This is a genomic window from Polaromonas sp. P1_F8, assembly GCF_056405635.1.
In genome coordinates this window covers 879,280-896,986 of the sequence record NZ_JBFUBS010000001.1, presented here as the reverse complement: position 1 = coordinate 896,986, position 17,707 = coordinate 879,280, and the positions used below count along the sequence as shown (strand labels likewise).

15 protein-coding genes are annotated in these 17,707 nt (G+C 60.4%); 14 read left to right on the top strand and 1 reads right to left on the bottom strand.

All coding sequences use genetic code 11. The annotated features are described in order from the left end of the window. Positions 1-74 precede the first annotated feature (74 nt). The 5 genes from dusA to AC1D1J_RS04210 all read left to right on the top strand — a co-directional run bounded on the left by dusA (position 75) and on the right by AC1D1J_RS04210 (position 7,354). Positions 75-1,145, top strand: a complete 1,071-nt coding sequence (gene dusA, locus AC1D1J_RS04230) for a tRNA dihydrouridine(20/20a) synthase DusA (protein ID WP_477693962.1) — start codon at positions 75-77, stop codon at positions 1,143-1,145. Continuing rightward, a complete protein-coding gene (locus AC1D1J_RS04225) occupies positions 1,138-2,085 on the top strand; it encodes a DMT family transporter (protein ID WP_477685463.1) in 948 nt (315 codons plus the stop codon). The genes dusA and AC1D1J_RS04225 overlap by 8 nt, the downstream gene beginning before the upstream one ends. A gap of 452 nt (positions 2,086-2,537) precedes the next feature. Beyond that, positions 2,538-4,460, top strand: a complete 1,923-nt coding sequence (locus tag AC1D1J_RS04220; RefSeq protein WP_477651075.1) for a PrkA family serine protein kinase — start codon at positions 2,538-2,540, stop codon at positions 4,458-4,460. Positions 4,461-4,523: 63 nt separating this feature from the next. Then, complete coding sequence (locus AC1D1J_RS04215; protein ID WP_477685853.1) at positions 4,524-5,798, top strand: YeaH/YhbH family protein; 1,275 nt, start codon at positions 4,524-4,526, stop codon at positions 5,796-5,798. Then, a complete protein-coding gene (locus tag AC1D1J_RS04210; protein WP_477685464.1) occupies positions 5,795-7,354 on the top strand; it encodes a SpoVR family protein in 1,560 nt (519 codons plus the stop codon). The genes AC1D1J_RS04215 and AC1D1J_RS04210 overlap by 4 nt, the downstream gene beginning before the upstream one ends. A 33-nt stretch (positions 7,355-7,387) precedes the next feature. On the opposite strand, the gene AC1D1J_RS04205 is transcribed toward AC1D1J_RS04210, so the two are convergent. Next, the gene (locus AC1D1J_RS04205; RefSeq protein WP_477646492.1) at positions 7,388-8,023 is read right to left on the bottom strand and encodes a GntR family transcriptional regulator; all 636 of its coding nucleotides are present in this window, start codon (positions 8,021-8,023) and stop codon (positions 7,388-7,390) included. Between the two features lie 220 nt (positions 8,024-8,243). On the opposite strand from AC1D1J_RS04205, the gene scpA reads away from it, so the two are divergent. From scpA to AC1D1J_RS04160, 9 genes are read left to right on the top strand one after another with little or no spacing between them, the layout of a single operon-like run. Beyond that, entirely contained in the window at positions 8,244-10,409 is a 2,166-nt protein-coding gene (gene scpA, locus AC1D1J_RS04200) for a methylmalonyl-CoA mutase (protein ID WP_477693961.1), read from the top strand. A gap of 7 nt (positions 10,410-10,416) precedes the next feature. After that, positions 10,417-10,893: a GNAT family N-acetyltransferase gene (locus AC1D1J_RS04195; protein ID WP_477685467.1), complete on the top strand. Its 477-nt coding sequence runs from the start codon at positions 10,417-10,419 to the stop codon at positions 10,891-10,893. Between the two features lie 20 nt (positions 10,894-10,913). Further along, entirely contained in the window at positions 10,914-11,408 is a 495-nt protein-coding gene (locus AC1D1J_RS04190) for a hypothetical protein (protein ID WP_477685468.1), read from the top strand. Between the two features lie 4 nt (positions 11,409-11,412). Further along, positions 11,413-12,432 carry a methylmalonyl Co-A mutase-associated GTPase MeaB gene (gene meaB / locus AC1D1J_RS04185; protein WP_477693960.1) on the top strand — a complete coding sequence of 340 codons (1,020 nt, stop codon included), beginning with the start codon at positions 11,413-11,415 and terminating at the stop codon, positions 12,430-12,432. Further along, positions 12,429-13,301 carry an alpha/beta hydrolase family protein gene (locus tag AC1D1J_RS04180; RefSeq protein WP_477685470.1) on the top strand — a complete coding sequence of 291 codons (873 nt, stop codon included), beginning with the start codon at positions 12,429-12,431 and terminating at the stop codon, positions 13,299-13,301. The genes meaB and AC1D1J_RS04180 overlap by 4 nt, the downstream gene beginning before the upstream one ends. Positions 13,302-13,332: 31 nt before the next feature. Next, the gene (locus tag AC1D1J_RS04175; protein WP_477693959.1) at positions 13,333-14,865 is read left to right on the top strand and encodes an acyl-CoA carboxylase subunit beta; all 1,533 of its coding nucleotides are present in this window, start codon (positions 13,333-13,335) and stop codon (positions 14,863-14,865) included. A 10-nt stretch (positions 14,866-14,875) separates the two neighbouring features. After that, on the top strand, positions 14,876-15,172 hold the full coding sequence (locus tag AC1D1J_RS04170; RefSeq protein WP_477693958.1) for a helix-hairpin-helix domain-containing protein: 297 nt from the start codon (positions 14,876-14,878) through the stop codon (positions 15,170-15,172). Between the two features lie 4 nt (positions 15,173-15,176). Beyond that, entirely contained in the window at positions 15,177-17,228 is a 2,052-nt protein-coding gene (locus tag AC1D1J_RS04165) for an acetyl-CoA carboxylase biotin carboxylase subunit (RefSeq protein WP_477693957.1), read from the top strand. After that, positions 17,225-17,701, top strand: coding sequence for a VOC family protein (locus AC1D1J_RS04160; protein ID WP_477693956.1), 477 nt, complete (start codon positions 17,225-17,227; stop codon positions 17,699-17,701). The genes AC1D1J_RS04165 and AC1D1J_RS04160 overlap by 4 nt, the downstream gene beginning before the upstream one ends. Positions 17,702-17,707 lie beyond the last annotated feature (6 nt).

Sequence of the window (17,707 nt, the reverse complement as noted above, 5' to 3'; positions counted from 1 at the left end):
GGGGTTTTGGGCGGGCTTCTCCGGGCCAAAACCCTGCGCCGCTGCGGGTGCGTCCTTTCTGGGAAAATGGGACTATGTCAGCCCTATTCCCATTTCCCGCTGCGCCTGTATCCGGCGCCTCCGCCGCATTGCCGGGCCATCCCTGGCGGCTGAGCGTGGCGCCGATGATGGACTGGACCGACCGGCATTGCCGCCACTTTCACCGGTTGCTGTCGCGCCACGCCTTGCTCTACACCGAAATGGTGACCACGGGTGCCTTGATCCACGGTGACGTGGAGCGGCACTTGCGCTTCAACGCCGAAGAACATCCCGTGGCGTTACAGCTGGGCGGCAGCGAGCCGGCGGATTTGGCTCGCTGCGCCCAGCTGGGCGAGCAATGGGGCTATGACGAAATCAACCTCAACTGCGGGTGCCCCAGCGAGCGCGTGCAGCGCGGAGCTTTCGGTGCCTGCCTGATGGCCGAGCCGCAGCTAGTGGCCGATTGCGTGAAAGCCATGGTCGATGTGGTCGATGTGCCGGTCACGGTGAAGCACCGCATCGGCATCGACAAGGCTGAAAACTATGAGTTTGTGCGCGATTTTGTGGGCACGGTCAGCGAGGCCGGTTGCACGGTCTTTATCGTGCATGCGCGCAATGCCTGGCTCAAGGGCCTTTCCCCCAAGGAAAACCGCGAAGTACCACCTCTGCGTTATGAGTTGGTGCACCGCCTCAAGAAGGAATTCCCGAGCCTGATCATCTGCATCAACGGCGGCATCAATACGCAGGAAGAGGTGGCCGGGCATTTAGCCGCGCTTGACGGCGTGATGATTGGCCGTGAGGCCTACCATAACCCCTGGTGGCTGGCCTCCTGGGATAGCGCCTTCTTCGGCACCGCCGAATCCCTGCCGACCCGTGAAGCTGTGGAGTCGCAGATGTGCGACTACATGGTGCGCGAGGCTGCTGAGCATGGCACGCCCAAGAGCGCCATTGCGCGCCACATGCTGGGCCTGCGCAACGGCCTGCCCGGCGCGCGGCGCTGGCGTCAGGTCTGGAGCGACCACCGCCTGCGCGACCTGCCGCCGCATGCCGTGATGGCGCTGGCACACGAAATGCCGGCTTCATCGCCATCGACGCTGGCCGACACCACCGCCATGGCCGATGCCTGATTCCGCGCAAAAACAGGCGCGCCAGGCGTTGGCCTTACTCTGGTTGGTACCGGCGCTCTGGACGGTCAACTACATCGTGGCGCGCAAGGCGCCGGGCGTGATAGGCCCTTATCTGCTGGCTTTCGGGCGCTGGGGCCTGGCGGCGTTGCTTCTGCTCGTGCTTACGCGGTCCGAGCTGTGGCGCCAGCGCGGCCACATCGCCAAAGTGTGGTGGCAGTACCTGGTGCTCGGTACCCTGGGCATGGTGATTTGCGGCGCCTGGGTTTACCAGGGGGCGCGGTCCACCGGTGCGATGAATATCGCGCTTATTTATGCGGCGTCGCCGGTGCTGATAGGTCTGGGGGCAGTGATCTGGCTCGGTGAGCGCCTGGGCCTGCGTCAGGGCCTGGGGGTGCTGCTGGCCATCGCCGGTGTGGTGCACGTCGTGGTCAAAGGCCAATGGACCGCGCTGGCTGGCGTACAGTTCTCGGCGGGAGACCTGTGGATCGTGGCCGCCACTGTGTCATGGGCTGCCTATGCCTTGCTGCAAAAGCAGTGGCCCAGCCCGCTTGGCGCCACGGCCCGGCTGGCGGTCATCTGCGTAGGCGGTAGCCTGGTGTTGCTTCCCTTGACTGTGTGGGAAATGTCGCGGTCCGATGTCCTGCCGTTAAGCGGCTACGGGCTGTGGCTGATCGTGGTGGCCGCGATTGTGCCGGGGCTGGGCGCTTACTGGATTTACGGCTGGGCGCAAAAAATCCTGGGTGCCAGCCGTGTTGCAGTGTCGCTGTACCTGGGGCCTCTCTATGCGGCGCTGGCTGCCTGGGGCGTGCTGGGCGAACCGTTGGGCTGGCACCACGCGGTGGGTGCCGCATTGATACTACCCGGCGTATTTTTTGTAACGGGCGCCGACAAAGGGCTGACTAAAAAACATTCAGGGCCGATACTGACAGAAGGCACTTGAAATTCCTGACACGCATTGGTGACTTCAGCTTGCGGCCTGCTGTTTGTCCATGCAATGCGTGTGTCTGATTTTTGTCTGTTGAATGCGCTCCGGCTTTGAAATGAATCGCGGCCAGCGATTTGCATTCTTCAACAAAACCTTCAATGCAGCCTGATCGCCTGCGCACTAAGCTATTAAAAAAATAGCAAACTTAACGACCATGAAGACAGACGTGCGATGGTGCCGGCATGGCGCACACACGCATACATATCGTCCGCATTCGTTAAAAAATACGCTGTACCTATTCGCGCATTTGGAAAATAATGGAGACGATTGTTCCCTGGAACTTTCCGTTGACGCTGCGATCTATCAATCGCATGGTGTGAGATAACAGTCGATGCATTGCGCGGAATCTGAAGCAGATTTCCATCACGAGTAGGGGTGCTTCGGTTCCCGCGCGCAAAGGAGTCTTTATGGATGTCGTCCGTAATTTTCTGACGCGTTATGAACAGACGCGAGAAGAGGAGCTGTCCATCGAGGACTACCTCGACGCCTGCAAGCGCAGTCCTCTCGTCTACGCCACCGCGGCTGAGCGGATGCTCGCCGCCATTGGCGAGCCTGAACTGCTGGACACCCGGCATGACCAGCGCCTGTCGCGCCTGTTCGGCAACAAGGTCATCAAGATCTACCCGGCGTTCCGCGACTTCTACGGCCTGGAGGATCCCATCGAGCAGGTGGTCTCCTACTTCCGCCATGCCGCGCAGGGCCTGGAAGAGAAAAAACAAATTCTGTACTTGCTAGGCCCGGTGGGCGGCGGCAAGTCGTCCATCGCCGAGCGGCTAAAACAGCTGATGGAGCAGGTACCTTTTTACGCCTTGAAGGGCTCGCCTGTTAATGAGTCTCCGCTCAGCCTGTTCAATAATGCAGAGGACCTTCCGTTGCTCGAGTCCCAGTACGGCATTGCACCGCGTTACCTGCAGCGAGTCATGTCGCCGTGGGCGGTCAAGCGCCTCGAGGAGTACGGTGGTGATATTCGCCGGTTCCGTGTGGTCAAGCGCTTTCCTTCCATACTGAAGCAGTGCGCCATTTCCAAAACAGAGCCTGGCGACGAGAACAACCAGGACATCTCTTCGCTGGTCGGCAAGATCGACATCCGCAAGCTGGAGACTTACGCCCAGGACGATCCGGACGCCTACAGCTATTCTGGTGGCCTGTGCCTGTCCAACCAGGGCTTGCTTGAATTTGTGGAGATGTTCAAGGCGCCCATCAAAGTGCTGCATCCCTTGCTGACCGCCACGCAGGAGGGCAACTTCAAGGGCACGGAGGGCTTTGGCGCCATTCCCTTCGACGGCATCGTGATGGCGCACTCCAACGAAAGCGAGTGGAAGGCTTTCAAGAACAACAGGAACAACGAGGCTTTCCTGGACCGGATCTACATCGTCAAGATTCCGTATTGCCTGCGTGTGTCGGAGGAGGTGAAGATTTATGAAAAGCTGATTCACAACTCCTCGCTGCACAACGCCATCTGCGCGCCCGGCACCTTGAAGATGATGGCGCAGTTTGCTGTGCTGACGCGCCTGAAGGAGCCCGAGAGCTCCAGCATTTTCAGCAAGCTGCAGGTGTATGACGGCGAAAACCTCAAGGACACCGACCCGAAAGCCAAGAGCTACCAGGAATACCGCGACTACGCGGGCGTCGACGAGGGAATGAACGGAATCTCGACGCGCTTTGCCTTCAAGATTTTGTCCAAGGTGTTCAACTTCGACTCCACCGAAATCGCGGCCAACCCGGTGCATTTGATGTATGTGCTGGAGCAGCAGATCGAACGCGAGCAGTTCCCGCCTGAAACCGAGCAGAAGTACCTGGCCTATATCAAGGAAATCCTGGCCATGCGTTATGCCGAGTTCATCGGCAAGGAAATCCAGACGGCCTACCTGGAGTCCTATTCGGAATACGGGCAGAACATTTTCGACCGTTACGTGACCTACGCCGACTTCTGGATCCAGGACCAGGAATACCGCGATACCGATACCGGTGAAATCTTCGACCGCTCGGCGCTCAATGCCGAACTCGAGAAAATCGAGAAGCCCGCCGGCATCAGCAACCCGAAAGATTTCCGTAACGAGATTGTCAATTTCGTGTTGCGCGCACGCGCCAACAACGCGGGCAAGAACCCGGTCTGGACCAGCTACGAAAAACTCCGCACCGTGATCGAGAAAAAGATGTTCTCGAACACCGAAGACCTGTTGCCGGTGATTTCGTTCAATGCCAAGGCCAGCGCGGACGAGCAGCAAAAACACGAAGACTTCGTCAACCGCATGGTCGCCAAGGGGTATACCACGCGGCAGGTCCGGTTGCTGTGCGACTGGTACCTGCGGGTACGCAAGAGTTCCTGAGGCCCGCGGTGCGCCGTGGCGGCGCGTCCTGTGTCAGGTGTAGTCATGTGTATGTGACCGGAGATCAACGTGCTCCAGCAAGTCATTGACAGGCGGTTGGCGGGAAAGAACAAGTCCATCGGCAACCGCGAGCGTTTCCTGCGCCGATTCCGTGGGCAGATACGCGACGCCGTGCGCCGTGCTGTCGCGGGCCGCAGCATCCATGACATCGAGCAGGGGGAAGACATCACCCTGCCGCGGCGCGACGTTTACCAGCCGGTGTTTGGGCACACCGGCGGCACGCGCGAGACCGTGCATCCCGGTAACCGCGAATACGTCCGCGGCGACCGCATCGCGCGGCCGCAGGGCGGCAGCGGCGGCGGGTCGGGCGGTGAGGCCAGTCCCGACGGCGAGGGTGAGGACGACTTTGTCTTTCGCATCACACGCGAAGAGTTCATGCAGTACTTCTTTGACGACCTTGCGCTGCCCGATCTCATACGTACCCAGCTTTTGCCCGATGCGCCGGAATGGAAGTCCCGCCGCGCCGGTTTCATCTCGGATGGAACGCCGACCAACCTTCATGTGGTGCGTTCGTTGCGGGTCGCGCTCAGCCGGCGCATCGCCATAGGCGGGGAGACGCGGCGGCAGGTGCATGAGCTGGAGGCGCAGCTGGCGCTGGCCCTGCGCGACGCGCCGGACCTGCCTGACGAGATTCTTTCCTTGAGGACACAAGTCGACGCGCTTCGCCGGCGCCTCAAGGCCATCCCGTTCTTCGATCCCTTCGATCTGCGTTACCGCAACCGGGTCCGGGTGCCGCAGCCCAGTGCCAAGGCGGTCATGTTTTGTCTGATGGATGTGTCGGGCTCCATGGACGAAACGCGCAAGGACATCGCCAAGCGGTTTTTTATCCTGCTGTACCTGTTCCTGAGGAAGCATTACGAAAAGACCGACGTCATCTTCATTCGCCATCACACCCAGGCGACCGAGGTGTCCGAAGAGGAGTTCTTCCAGTCCACCGAAACCGGCGGCACCGTGGTGTCCAGCGCCCTGGCCTTGATGCACCAGATCATCCAGGAGCGTTATCCGCCGGGTGACTGGAACATCTATGGCGCCCAGGCTTCGGACGGCGATAACTGGCACCAGGATTCAGCACGCTGCCGCGAGTTGCTGGTCGGCAAGCTGCTGCCGGTGTCACGGTATTTCGCCTATGTCCAGGTCGGTGAAGAGGACCAGAACCTCTGGGAGGAATACACCCAGGTGCAAGAGGACAACCGGAATTTCGCGATGCGCAAGGTCGCAGCCGCGGACGAGATTTTCCCGGTGTTCAGGGAGTTGTTCAAAAAAGGCGTCAAGCCATGACAAAGAGCGAGAGAAAGCCTGCCGAAGTGGCGGCGCCTGGCTTGTCCGGCACCGGGCGCCGGAATGCCTGCCTGCCCAGCCCGTCCGACTGGTCCTTCGAGTTGATCGAGCTCTACCACGGCGAGATTGCGCGAAAGGCAAAGTCCTTCGGCCTGGACACCTACCCGGTGCAACTCGAGGTCATCACGGCCGAGCAGATGATTGATGCCTATGCCTCGGTGGGCATGCCGGTGAACTACCGGCACTGGTCCTTCGGCAAGCAGTTCATCTCGACGGAAAAAAATTACCGGCGCGGCCAGATGGGGCTGGCTTACGAAGTCGTGATCAATTCCAACCCCTGCATCGCCTACCTGATGGAAGAAAACACCATGCCCATGCAAGCGCTGGTGATGGCCCATGCCTGCTACGGCCACAACTCCTTCTTCAAGGGAAACTACCTGTTCCAGATGTGGACCGACGCCGGCGCCATCGTCGACTACCTGGTGTACGCGCGGGCCTACATTGCCGAGTGCGAAGAGCGCCACGGCTGGGAGGCGGTCGAGCAGCTGCTGGATTCCTGCCATGCGCTGATGAGCCACGGCGTGGACCGTTACCAGCGTTCGCAGAAGCTGTCGCTGGCGGAGGAAGAAGCCCGCCGCAAGGACCGCGAGGCTTATCTGCAGCAGCAGCTCAATGACCTGTGGCGCACAGTCCCCAGGTCTGCCGACAAGCCGGCCGAAAAAACCCATCGCCGTTTTCCGCCGGAGCCGCAGGAAAACATCCTGTATTTCATCGAGAAGAACGCGCCCCTGCTGGAGCCCTGGCAGCGCGAGGTGATCCGCATCGTGCGCAAGATCGGCCAGTATTTTTACCCACAGCGCCAGACGCAGATCATGAATGAAGGCTGGGCCACCTTCTGGCATTACACACTGCTCAATTCCCTGTACGACGAGGGCTTGCTGACCGACGGCTTCATGATCGAATGCCTGCGATCCCACACCAATGTCATTTACCAGCCGCCGGTGACACATCCGGGCTACAACGGCGTCAACCCGTATGCGCTGGGCTTTGCCATGTTCAGCGACCTCAAGCGCATTTGCGAGTCTCCCACGGAAGAAGACCGGCAGTGGCTGCCGGACGTTGCCGGCTCCAACTGGCTGGAGACGCTGGACTACGCGATGCGGCATTTCCGCGACGAGAGTTTCATCGGGCAATACCTTTCGCCGCGGTTGATACGCGAATTCCGCCTCTTCTCAGTGGTGGATGACGCGAGCAAGTCCGAGCTTGAAGTGGCGGCCATTCATGACGACGCGGGTTATCGGCATGTACGCGAGGCACTGTCACGCCAGCATGACCTGAACTACCGCGAGCCCAACATACAGGTCTGGGACGTTGACGTACGTGGGACCCGCTCCCTGACCTTGCGCCACAGCCGCCACAACGACCGAACGCTCACGGACGATGTCCAGGAGGTGATCAAGCATGTTGCGCGCCTTTGGGGTTTTCCCGTCCTGCTTGAAAGTGTGGACAAGCATGGCAAGGTGGTGCAGCACTGGGAGGCGGTGCCGCAGGCCTGATTCCATTCAGGGGTCGGCCGGAAGGCCGGGTTGTCAGGCCGCCGCTTCCAGTCCGTTCCTGAAGTGCTCCCGCATGCGCTGCGCGGTGGCATTCGCGTCGCCTGACGACAGCGCCTGCATGATGGCGCGATGCTCGGCAAGCGACTCTTCAATGCGGCCACTTTTGAGCAGCGAGTTGTGGCGGTTGAGCTTCATGACCTTGCGCAGGTCGGCCACCATTTGGTCGCGCCAGCGGTTGTTGGCGATTTCCAGCAGCCGCATGTGAAAGGCTTCATTGATCTCGAAGAACCGCTCACGGTTGCCGACGGCTTTCTCGAGTTCGTTGTGCAGGCCCTGCAGTTCCTTGAGCTGGGAAGGCGTGGCCTGGGTGGCCACCACACCGGCCGCGTCGCTCTCCAGCAGCGCAAGCAGGTGATACACGTCGGCCAGGTCCCGCTCAGACACTTCGGTCACATAGGCGCCGCGCCGCACCTTCATCGTGACCAGGCCTTCGGTGGCCAGCACTTTCAGGGCTTCGCGCAGCGGTGTGCGGCTGATGCCGTATTCCTCGGCCAGCTTGAGTTCGTCAATCCAGCTGCCCGGCGTCAGCTCGCGGTTGAAGATACGCTGGCGCAAGAGCTCCGCCACTTCTTCGTAAAGCGCTCGAGGGGTCAGGGACACTGCGGCCATGGGCATAAAGGTTTTTTTTGAATGTGCGAAAGCTTCGAGTGGGCGCTGCTTTCGATCAGCGCTGCACGCGAGTTAGTGGGCATCTTACTTTAAATTGAATTTTGCATCAATAATTATAAATGATGTAAACTTGACCGGATTCATGACTTCCTCTCATGCTGAGCCTATGCTGTTCTATCGCAGCACCCGGCGTGAAGACCCGTTACGGTAAACCCATCCCATGTCCAAGCCCAGCAAAGAACCTGAATTTCCCGCAGCCAGCCTCGATGCATGGGTCAGAGCCGCTGCTAAATCAGCGCCCGGCGGCGATGTCGGCGCGCTGAACTGGCAGACGCCGGACGGCATCAGCGTCAAGCCGCTGTACACCGCTGAGGACACCAAAGACCTGCCTCATACCGACACCCTGCCGGGCTTTGAGCCCTTCATCCGCGGCCCACAGGCCACCATGTATGCGGTGCGCCCCTGGACGATTCGCCAGTACGCCGGCTTTTCCACGGCCGAGGAGTCGAATGCTTTCTATCGCAAGGCTTTGGCCGCGGGCGGGCAGGGCGTGTCGGTGGCGTTCGACCTGGCCACGCACCGCGGCTACGACAGCGACCATCCACGTGTGACCGGCGACGTGGGCAAGGCCGGTGTGGCGATTGACTCAGTCGAGGACATGAAGGTCCTGTTCGACCAGATTCCCCTGGACAAGGTCAGCGTCTCCATGACCATGAACGGCGCGGTGCTGCCGGTGCTGGCGGGTTATGTGGTCGCGGCCGAAGAGCAGGGCGTGAGCCAGGAAAAATTGAGCGGAACCATACAGAACGACATCCTCAAGGAGTTCATGGTCCGTAACACCTACATCTTTCCGCCCCAGCCCAGCATCCGCATCATCGGCGACATCATTGAATACACGGCGCAGAACATGCCCAAGTTCAATTCGATCTCGATCTCGGGCTATCACATGCAGGAGGCCGGTGCCAACCAGGCGCTTGAACTGGCCTTCACGCTGGCCGACGGAAAAGAGTATGTGAAAACCGCGCTGGGCAAGGGCCTGGACGTAGACGAATTTGCCGGGCGCCTGAGTTTTTTCTGGGCCATCGGCATGAACTTCTACCTTGAAGTCGCCAAGATGCGCGCTGCCCGCCTGCTGTGGTGCCGCATCATGAAGGGCTTCAACGCCAGGAGCCCCAAGAGCCTCATGCTGCGCACGCACTGCCAGACTTCGGGCTGGAGTCTGACCGAGCAGGACCCTTACAACAACGTGGTGCGCACCACCATCGAGGCGATGGCTGCTGTCTTTGGCGGCACGCAAAGCCTGCACACTAACTCGTTTGATGAAGCGATTGCGCTGCCCACCGAGTTCAGTGCCCGTATCGCCCGCAACACCCAGCTCATCATCCAGGAAGAAACCCACATCCCCCACGTGATCGACCCCTGGGCCGGCAGCTACATGATGGAAAAGCTCACGCAGGACATGGCTGATGCCGCCTGGGCCATCATTGAAGAAGTCGAGGCCATGGGCGGCATGACCAAGGCCGTCGACAGCGGTTGGGCCAAGCTCAAGATCGAAGCGGCTGCCGCTGAAAAGCAGGCGCGCATCGACAGCGGCAAGGACGTCATCGTCGGTGTCAACAAATACAAGCTCAAAACCGAAGACGCCATCGAGTCGCGCGATATCGACAACGTGGCGGTGCGCGACGGGCAGATCACAAGGCTCAAAGCCATCAAGGCCAGCCGCGACAACGCAGCGGTGCAAGCGGCACTGGACGCCTTGACGGCCGCCGCTGAAAATAACAACGGCAATCTGCTGGACCTCAGTATCAAGGCCGTGCGCCTGCGCGCCACGGTGGGTGAGGTCAGCGATGCCCTTGAGAAAGTCTACGGGCGCCACCGCGCCGATACCCAAAAGGTGACTGGTGTGTACGCTGCCGCTTATGACTCCGCCGAAGGCTGGGAAACCCTCAAGACAGAAATCAACGCGTTTGCTGAAGAGCAGGGCCGCCGCCCACGCGTGATGATCTCCAAACTTGGCCAGGACGGTCACGACCGGGGCGCCAAGGTGGTGGCCACAGCCTTTGCCGATTTGGGCTTTGACGTGGATATGGGACCGCTCTTTCAGACACCCGAAGAGTGCGCCCGCCAGGCGATTGAAAACGATGTACATGCCGTGGGCGTCTCTACGTTGGCAGCCGGCCACAAGACACTGGTGCCTGCCATCATCGCCGAGCTCAAGAAGCAGGGTGCCGACGACATCATCGTGTTTGTCGGCGGCGTTATTCCGCGGCAAGACTACGAGATGCTGTACGAAGCCGGCGTGAAGGGCATCTACGGCCCGGGCACGCCGATCCCGGCCAGCGCCAAGGATGTGCTGGAACAGATTCGCAAAGCTGTTGCGAAGTGAGTGTGTGGTGACGGACATCAGTTCCCGCCTGTCCTTGCAGCCGGTTATCGCCGGTGATTTCGAGGAGATGCTGGCCTTGCGCATCGATGCCATGCGCCCCAGTCTGGAGCGCGTCGGCCGCTTTGACTTTGCGCGCTCGCGAGAACGTTTGTCAGCCGGTTTTTTGCCGCAGTACATGCAGCACATCCTGCTCGGCGGCGAGCGTGTGGGTTTTTTCACGCTCAAGCCTGAAGGCGAAGCGGCCCTGCGGCTTGATCACCTGTATTTGCGCAGCAGTGCCAGTGGCCAGGGTGTAGGTTCGTGGGTGCTGCGGCGGGTGCTGGCCCAGGCACACGAGCGCGGCCTGGCTGTCAGGTTGACTGCCCTGAAAGAAAGCGATGCCAACCGCTTCTATGTGCGCCACGGCTTTGTGTTGCGAGGCGAAGAGGGCGTTGACTTGCACTATGAGTGGCCAGTCACGCCAGTCACGGAGACGGCAACGTGATGGCCGCACGGAGGCTCAGTTTGATCGTGCTTCTTGCTGGCGCGTCAAATGCGTATGCAAACCCCCAAGAAGTGTGGATCAGGACAACCAAGGCCGACCCAGCGTTGATTTGCAGCGAATTGCAGTCGTCTTTTCCGAAAAAGTTAAGTGCGGCTGTCGCTTTAGGCGGTGTGAAAAATCAGGCGATCGAGTCGACCGCGGAATACTGCGAACCGGAAAATACCTGCGAGATAAGGACGCTCGACTTTCCAGGGTTGAACGCCAGGTTGCTGGTAACGAAGAAGTCGCAGGCCATAAGCGTTTTGACCTTGAAAGTGAACGAAGCCCGTTGGCGCTTTTTCAGGAAAATTCAAATGGGGGAGACGCTTTCATCTGTTGGCCAGAAATTTGGAGTCTCGATCAATTCCAGGATGCCTTCCCCTATAAAACTGGTGGGAGAGTGCGCCGGCCTGATGCTGGGGCACAGGAATGGACGGGTCACCAGCATTGATATTGATTGTCAGGCCTGCTGGTAAAGCGATGAGTGACCTGACCACCCTGCTAGACGGCGATGCTATGGCCCAGCGCCGCGCTATCGCCAAAGCCATTACCCTGCTCGAATCCACCCGTGCCGACCACCGCGCCCAGGGCGATGAACTGCTCACGGCCCTGTTGCCGCACACCGGCAAGTCTTTCCGCCTGGGCATCAGCGGCATGCCCGGTGTGGGCAAGTCCACCTTCATCGAGGTACTGGGCCTGTACCTGATCACCCAGGGCCACCGTGTGGCCGTGCTCACGATCGATCCTTCTTCTTCCGTCTCAGGCGGCTCCATCCTGGGCGACAAGACCCGCATGGAAAAGCTCTCGGTGCATGACCGTGCCTACATCCGTCCCAGCCCTTCCAGCGGCAACCTGGGCGGTGTGGCCGAGAAGACGCGAGAGGCCATGTTGGTGTGCGAGGCCGCCGGGTACGACGTGGTGATCGTAGAAACTGTCGGTGTGGGGCAGAGCGAAACCGCCGTCGCCAATATGACCGACATGTTTGTGCTGATGCAACTACCCAATGCCGGCGACGACCTGCAAGCCATCAAAAAAGGCGTGATGGAGTTGGCTGATCTGGTCATCATCAACAAGGCCGACATCGATGCCGACGCGGCGATGCGGGCCGAGGCGCAGATCACTTCGGCCATGCGCTTGTTTGGTCTCGTCAATAACGCCATGGGCAGTGAACAGGCGGCGAACTTTGACAAGACCTGGCACCCGCAGGTCATCCAGCTCAGCGCGCTTCACAACAAGGGCGTGGACGTGTTCTGGAAGGCCGTGACCCAGTTCAAAGCCCTCCAGACCACCAACGGCCAGCTGGCAGCGCGCCGCCAGCAGCAGTCGCTGGCCTGGATGTGGGAACGCATTGATGCGGGCCTCAAGCAGGCTTTCCGTCAAGACCCACAGGTGCGCGAGCGTTTGCCCGGCCTGCTGGCCGAAGTGGCGCGCGGAAAAGTGGCGGCATCGACAGCCGCCAGGAGCTTGCTGGCCCTGGCATCCAAAGGGTGGAACGCATGAAGAAAATCACCATTCTTTGCGCGCTGCTTCTGCAGGCCTGTCTGGCCTGGGCGGGCGGCATGGTTGCGGGCGAGCCGCAAAGCTTTGTCTTCACGGACAAAGGCTATTTCGCGGACAAGCCCGTCACGGTGCATTACTACAAGGCGCGCAGCGCTGGTCCGGATGCGCGGGTGATGATGGTGATCCACGGCGCGGAGCGGCAGGGCTCGCGCATGCGCGACAACTGGATGCCCTTTGCGGAGAAAAATAAACTCATCGTGCTGGCCCCGGAGTTTGACGAGGCGCGGTTTTCTTCCAGGTTGTTCAACATGGGCGGCATTGAAAGCCGTGATCGTGCCCAGTGGTCTTTCCAGATCGTCGAGCATCTTTTTGATTTTGTCCGTGCTGGTGAGGGCCTCGCGGCGAGCGACTACCTGCTGTTCGGCCACTCGGCAGGTGGGCAGTTTGTGCACCGCTTCATGCTGCTGACCGAGGCACCCCGCGTTTCAGTCGCCGTGGCGGCCAATGCCGGCAGTTACACCATGCCCCGCTATCCAGGTCTGATGGAAGACAAATTCCCTTACGCGCTTAACGAAAGCATTGTCAGCCCCGACAAACTCAGGCAGGTTTTTGCCCGCAAGCTGATCGTGCTGCTCGGTGAAACTGACATAAAAACCGATGAGGCCAACCTTCCCAAGGCCAGGCAAGCCACCGCCCAGGGCGTGAACCGCTTTGAGCGCGGCACCCACTTCTTCGAGCAGGCCCAGACGCAGGCGCAGAAGCTGGGCACCCCCCTGGCCTGGGAGCGTGTCACCGTGCCGGGCGTGGGGCATGACTCACGCCGTATGAGCCAGGCCGCCGCGCGCCTTTTGTTTGAACCTGTTAAATAAATTTCACCGTCCCACCATTGCGGAATACACCATGCAAGAAATCCTTGAACAACTCGAAAAGAAACGCGCTGCGGCGCGCCTGGGCGGCGGGCAAAAGCGCATCGATGCGCAACACGGCAAAGGCAAGCTGACGGCGCGCGAGCGGCTGGAACTGCTGCTCGACGAAGGCACGTTTGAAGAATGGGACATGTTTGTCGAGCACCGCTGCACCGACTTCGGCATGGAAAACAACAAGGTTCCCGGCGACGGTGTGGTCACTGGCTACGGCATGATCAACGGCCGTTTGGTGTTTGTCTTCAGCCAGGATTTCACCGTGTTCGGCGGTGCCCTGAGCGAAGCCCATGCCGAGAAAATCTGCAAGGTGATGGACCAGGCCATGAAGGTGGGCGCACCTGTTATTGGCCTCAACGACTCGGGCGGCGCCCGCATCCAGGAGGGCGTGGCTTCGCTGGGCGGTTATGCCGATGTGTTTCAGCGCAACGTGATGGCCAGCGGCGTGATTCCGCAGATCAGCATGATCATGGGGCCGAGCGCCGGCGGCGCCGTGTATTCCCCCGCCATGACCGACTTCATCTTCATGGTCAAGGACAGCTCCTACATGTTTGTCACGGGTCCTGAGGTCGTCAAGACCGTGACCCACGAGGAAGTCACGGCCGAGGAGCTGGGCGGCGCCACCACCCACACCACGCGCAGCGGCGTGGCCGACCTGGCATTCGAGAACGACGTCGAGGCGCTTCTGATGCTGCGTCGCCTGTACAACTACCTGCCGCTGAACAACCGCGAAAAGGCTCCGGTGCGCCCCAGCGCCGACCCGGCTGGCCGCATGGACCTCAGCCTGGACACGCTAGTGCCCGAGAACCCGAACAAACCGTACGACATGAAGGAGCTCATCGTCAAGACGGTGGACGACGGCGATTTCTTCGAGATCCAGCCCGAGTACGCGAAAAACATCATCATCGGCTTTGCCCGCATGGAAGGGCAGACGGTCGGCATCGTCGCCAACCAGCCGCTGGTGCTGGCCGGTTGCCTGGACATCAAAAGCTCCATCAAGGCCGCACGCTTTGTGCGCTTTTGCGATGCCTTCAACATTCCGGTGATTACCTTTGTCGACGTGCCCGGCTTCATGCCCGGCACATCACAGGAGTATGGCGGCATCATCAAGCACGGCGCCAAGCTGCTCTATGCGTATGCCGAATGCACCGTGCCCAAGATCACGGTGATCACCCGCAAGGCTTATGGTGGCGCTTATGACGTGATGGCTTCCAAACATTTGCGCGGCGACGTCAACTTCGCCTGGCCCAACGCCGAGATCGCTGTGATGGGCGCCAAGGGCGCGGTGGAAATCATCTTCCGCGAAGACAAGGGTGACCCGGCCAAGCTGGCCGCCAAAGAGGCCGAATACAAGGCCCGCTTTGCCAACCCCTTTGTGGCCGGTGCGCGCGGTTTTATCGACGACGTGATCCTGCCGCACGAAACGCGCAAGCGCATTTGCCGGTCACTGGTGATGCTGCGCGACAAGAAGATTGAGAACCCGTGGCGCAAGCACGGGAACATTCCACTGTAGGGATCGCGTGATGACCAAGGCAATGCATGCTGCAGAGGTGAGAGTATTGACCGACATACCCAATATCGGGAAGTCGCTGGCGGCGGATCTGCAGTCCGTCGGCATTCAAACCCCGTCGGATGTGAAGCGCATGAACGCGTTGAAGATGTACGAGGCCTTGCGTGATCCCATGGGCCGGCGTCACGACCCATGCGTTCTTGACACCTTCATGGCAGCGAAAAAATTCATGAACGGCGGACCGAAACAGCCGTGGTGGGACTTTACGGCCGAGCGCAAGGCGCTGCTCGCCAAACAGGACAGGAAGTAAAAAAATGTTTACCAAAATACTGATTGCGAATCGGGGCGAGATCGCTTGCCGCGTCATCCTCACCGCCCGCAAGATGGGCATCCGGACCGTCGCGGTGTATTCCGACGCCGACAAGGACGCACGCCATGTCGAGCTGGCGGACGAAGCCGTCAACATAGGCCCGGCGCCCAGCCGTGACAGTTATCTGCAGGCTGACAAGATCATCGCGGCTTGCAAACAGACGGGTGCGCAGGCCGTGCACCCTGGCTATGGCTTTCTGAGCGAGAACGCAGGCTTTGCCAAACGAGTCGAGGAAGAGGGCATCATCTTCATCGGCCCCAAGCACTATTCGATTGCCGCCATGGGCGACAAGATCGAGTCGAAGAAGCTGGCGGGCGCGGCGGGCGTGAATTGCATTCCCGGCGTCAATGATGCGATTGAAACTGCCGAGAAAGCCGTGGAGATTGCCAAGGGCATTGGCTACCCCGTGATGATCAAGGCCAGCGCGGGTGGTGGCGGCAAGGGTTTGCGTGTGGCTTTCAACGACAAGGAGGCGTTTGAAGGCTTTACCTCTTGCCGCAACGAAGCGCGCAACAGCTTTGGCGACGACCGCGTCTTCATCGAGAAGTTTGTCGAAGAACCCCGTCACATTGAAATCCAGTTGCTGGGCGATAGCCATGGCAATGTGGTTTACCTCAATGAGCGCGAGTGTTCCATCCAGCGGCGCCACCAGAAGGTGATTGAAGAGGCGCCGTCGCCTTTCATCAGCGACGCGACCCGCAAGGCCATGGGCGAGCAGGCGGTGGCGCTGGCCAAGGCGGTGAAGTACCAGAGCGCGGGCACGGTGGAGTTTGTGGTCGGCAAGGACCAGAGTTTTTACTTTCTTGAGATGAATACCCGGCTGCAGGTGGAGCACCCTGTGACGGAATGCATCACCGGGCTGGACCTGGTGGAGCTGATGATTCGTGTGGCGGCCGGCGAAAAACTGCCGATCGCGCAGAAAGACGTGCAGCGCAATGGCTGGGCGATTGAATGCCGTATCAACGCTGAAGATCCGTTCCGCAGCTTCCTTCCGTCCACGGGCCGGCTGGTGCGCTTTCAGCCGCCCAAAGAAACCATGTTCGCGGCAGACACCTCGCAGTTGTACGGCGTGCGCGTGGATACCGGCGTACAGGACGGCGGCGAGATCCCGATGTTTTATGACTCGATGATTGCCAAGCTCATCGTGCACGGCAAGGACCGCAAGGAGGCGATTGCCAAGATGCGTGAGGCGCTCAACGGCTTTGTGATCCGCGGCATCTCCAGCAACATTCCTTTCCAGGCGGCCTTGCTGGCGCATCCGAAATTCGTCGCCGGCGACTTCAACACAGGCTTTATTGCCGAGAACTACAGCAAAGGCTTTCATGCCGAAGATGTGCCGCATGAAGACCCGGACTTCCTGGTGGCGCTGGCGGCTTACGTCAATCGCCGCCAGCTGGGCCGCGCTGCCGGCATCAGCGGCCAGATGCCCGGCCATGGCGTGACGGTAGGCGAGCAGTTTGTGGTGGTCGCGCTGGGTGCCGCCGGGCAGAACACGCAGCATCCGGTGACAGTGCGCGACTATGTGGCCAAAACAGGCTCCAGCGTAGTAGAGACGGGCGCAACCAGCTATGAAATTTGTAGCAACTGGCATTTAGGCGGTGCGCGCATCCGGGGCACTGTGAACGGCCGGCCATTCGCTGCGCAGGTCGAGCGCGGTGTCGGGCGCAACCCGCTGGCCATCCGCATCGCACACAACGGGACCAGGCTTGATGCCTTGGTGCTGTCGCCGCGTGCGGCGCAACTGCATGCGCTCATGCCCTACAAGGCGCCGCCGGACATGAGCCGCTATGTGCTGTCGCCCATGCCGGGCTTGCTGGTGGACGTTGCCGTGCAGGTGGGACAGAAGGTGCAGGCTGGCGAACGCGTGGCTGTGATTGAAGCGATGAAGATGGAGAACGTGCTGTTCGCTGTCGCTGACGGCGTGGTGGGAAAGGTGTTGGCAGCCAAGGGTGAATCGCTGAGCGTGGACCAACCGATTGTGGAATTTCAGGCATGAGCACCGGACGCCCTTTCAAGGTGCTAGGCATCCAGCAGATCGCCATTGGCGCCACCAGCAAAGACCGGTTGCGCACGCTGTGGGTCGACATGCTGGGCCTGGAAGTCACCGGCAATTTCGTGAGTGAACGCGAGAACGTCGACGAAGACATCTGCGCGATCGGCAGCGGTCCTTTCAAGGTCGAGGTCGATTTAATGCAGCCGCTGGATGTGGACAAGAAACCCGCGGTGCACACCACGCCGCTGAACCATGTGGGCCTGTGGATCGACGACCTGCCCAAGGCTGTGGAGTGGCTGACAGCCAAGGGCGTGCGCTTTGCACCCGGCGGGATTCGCAAGGGCGCCGCGGGTTTTGACATCTGCTTTCTGCACCCCAAGTCGAACGACGAGTTTCCCGTATCGGGCGAGGGGGTCTTGATCGAATTGGTTCAGGCGCCAAACGAAGTGATCAAGGCGTTTTCCGTGCTGGGCTGAAGCCGG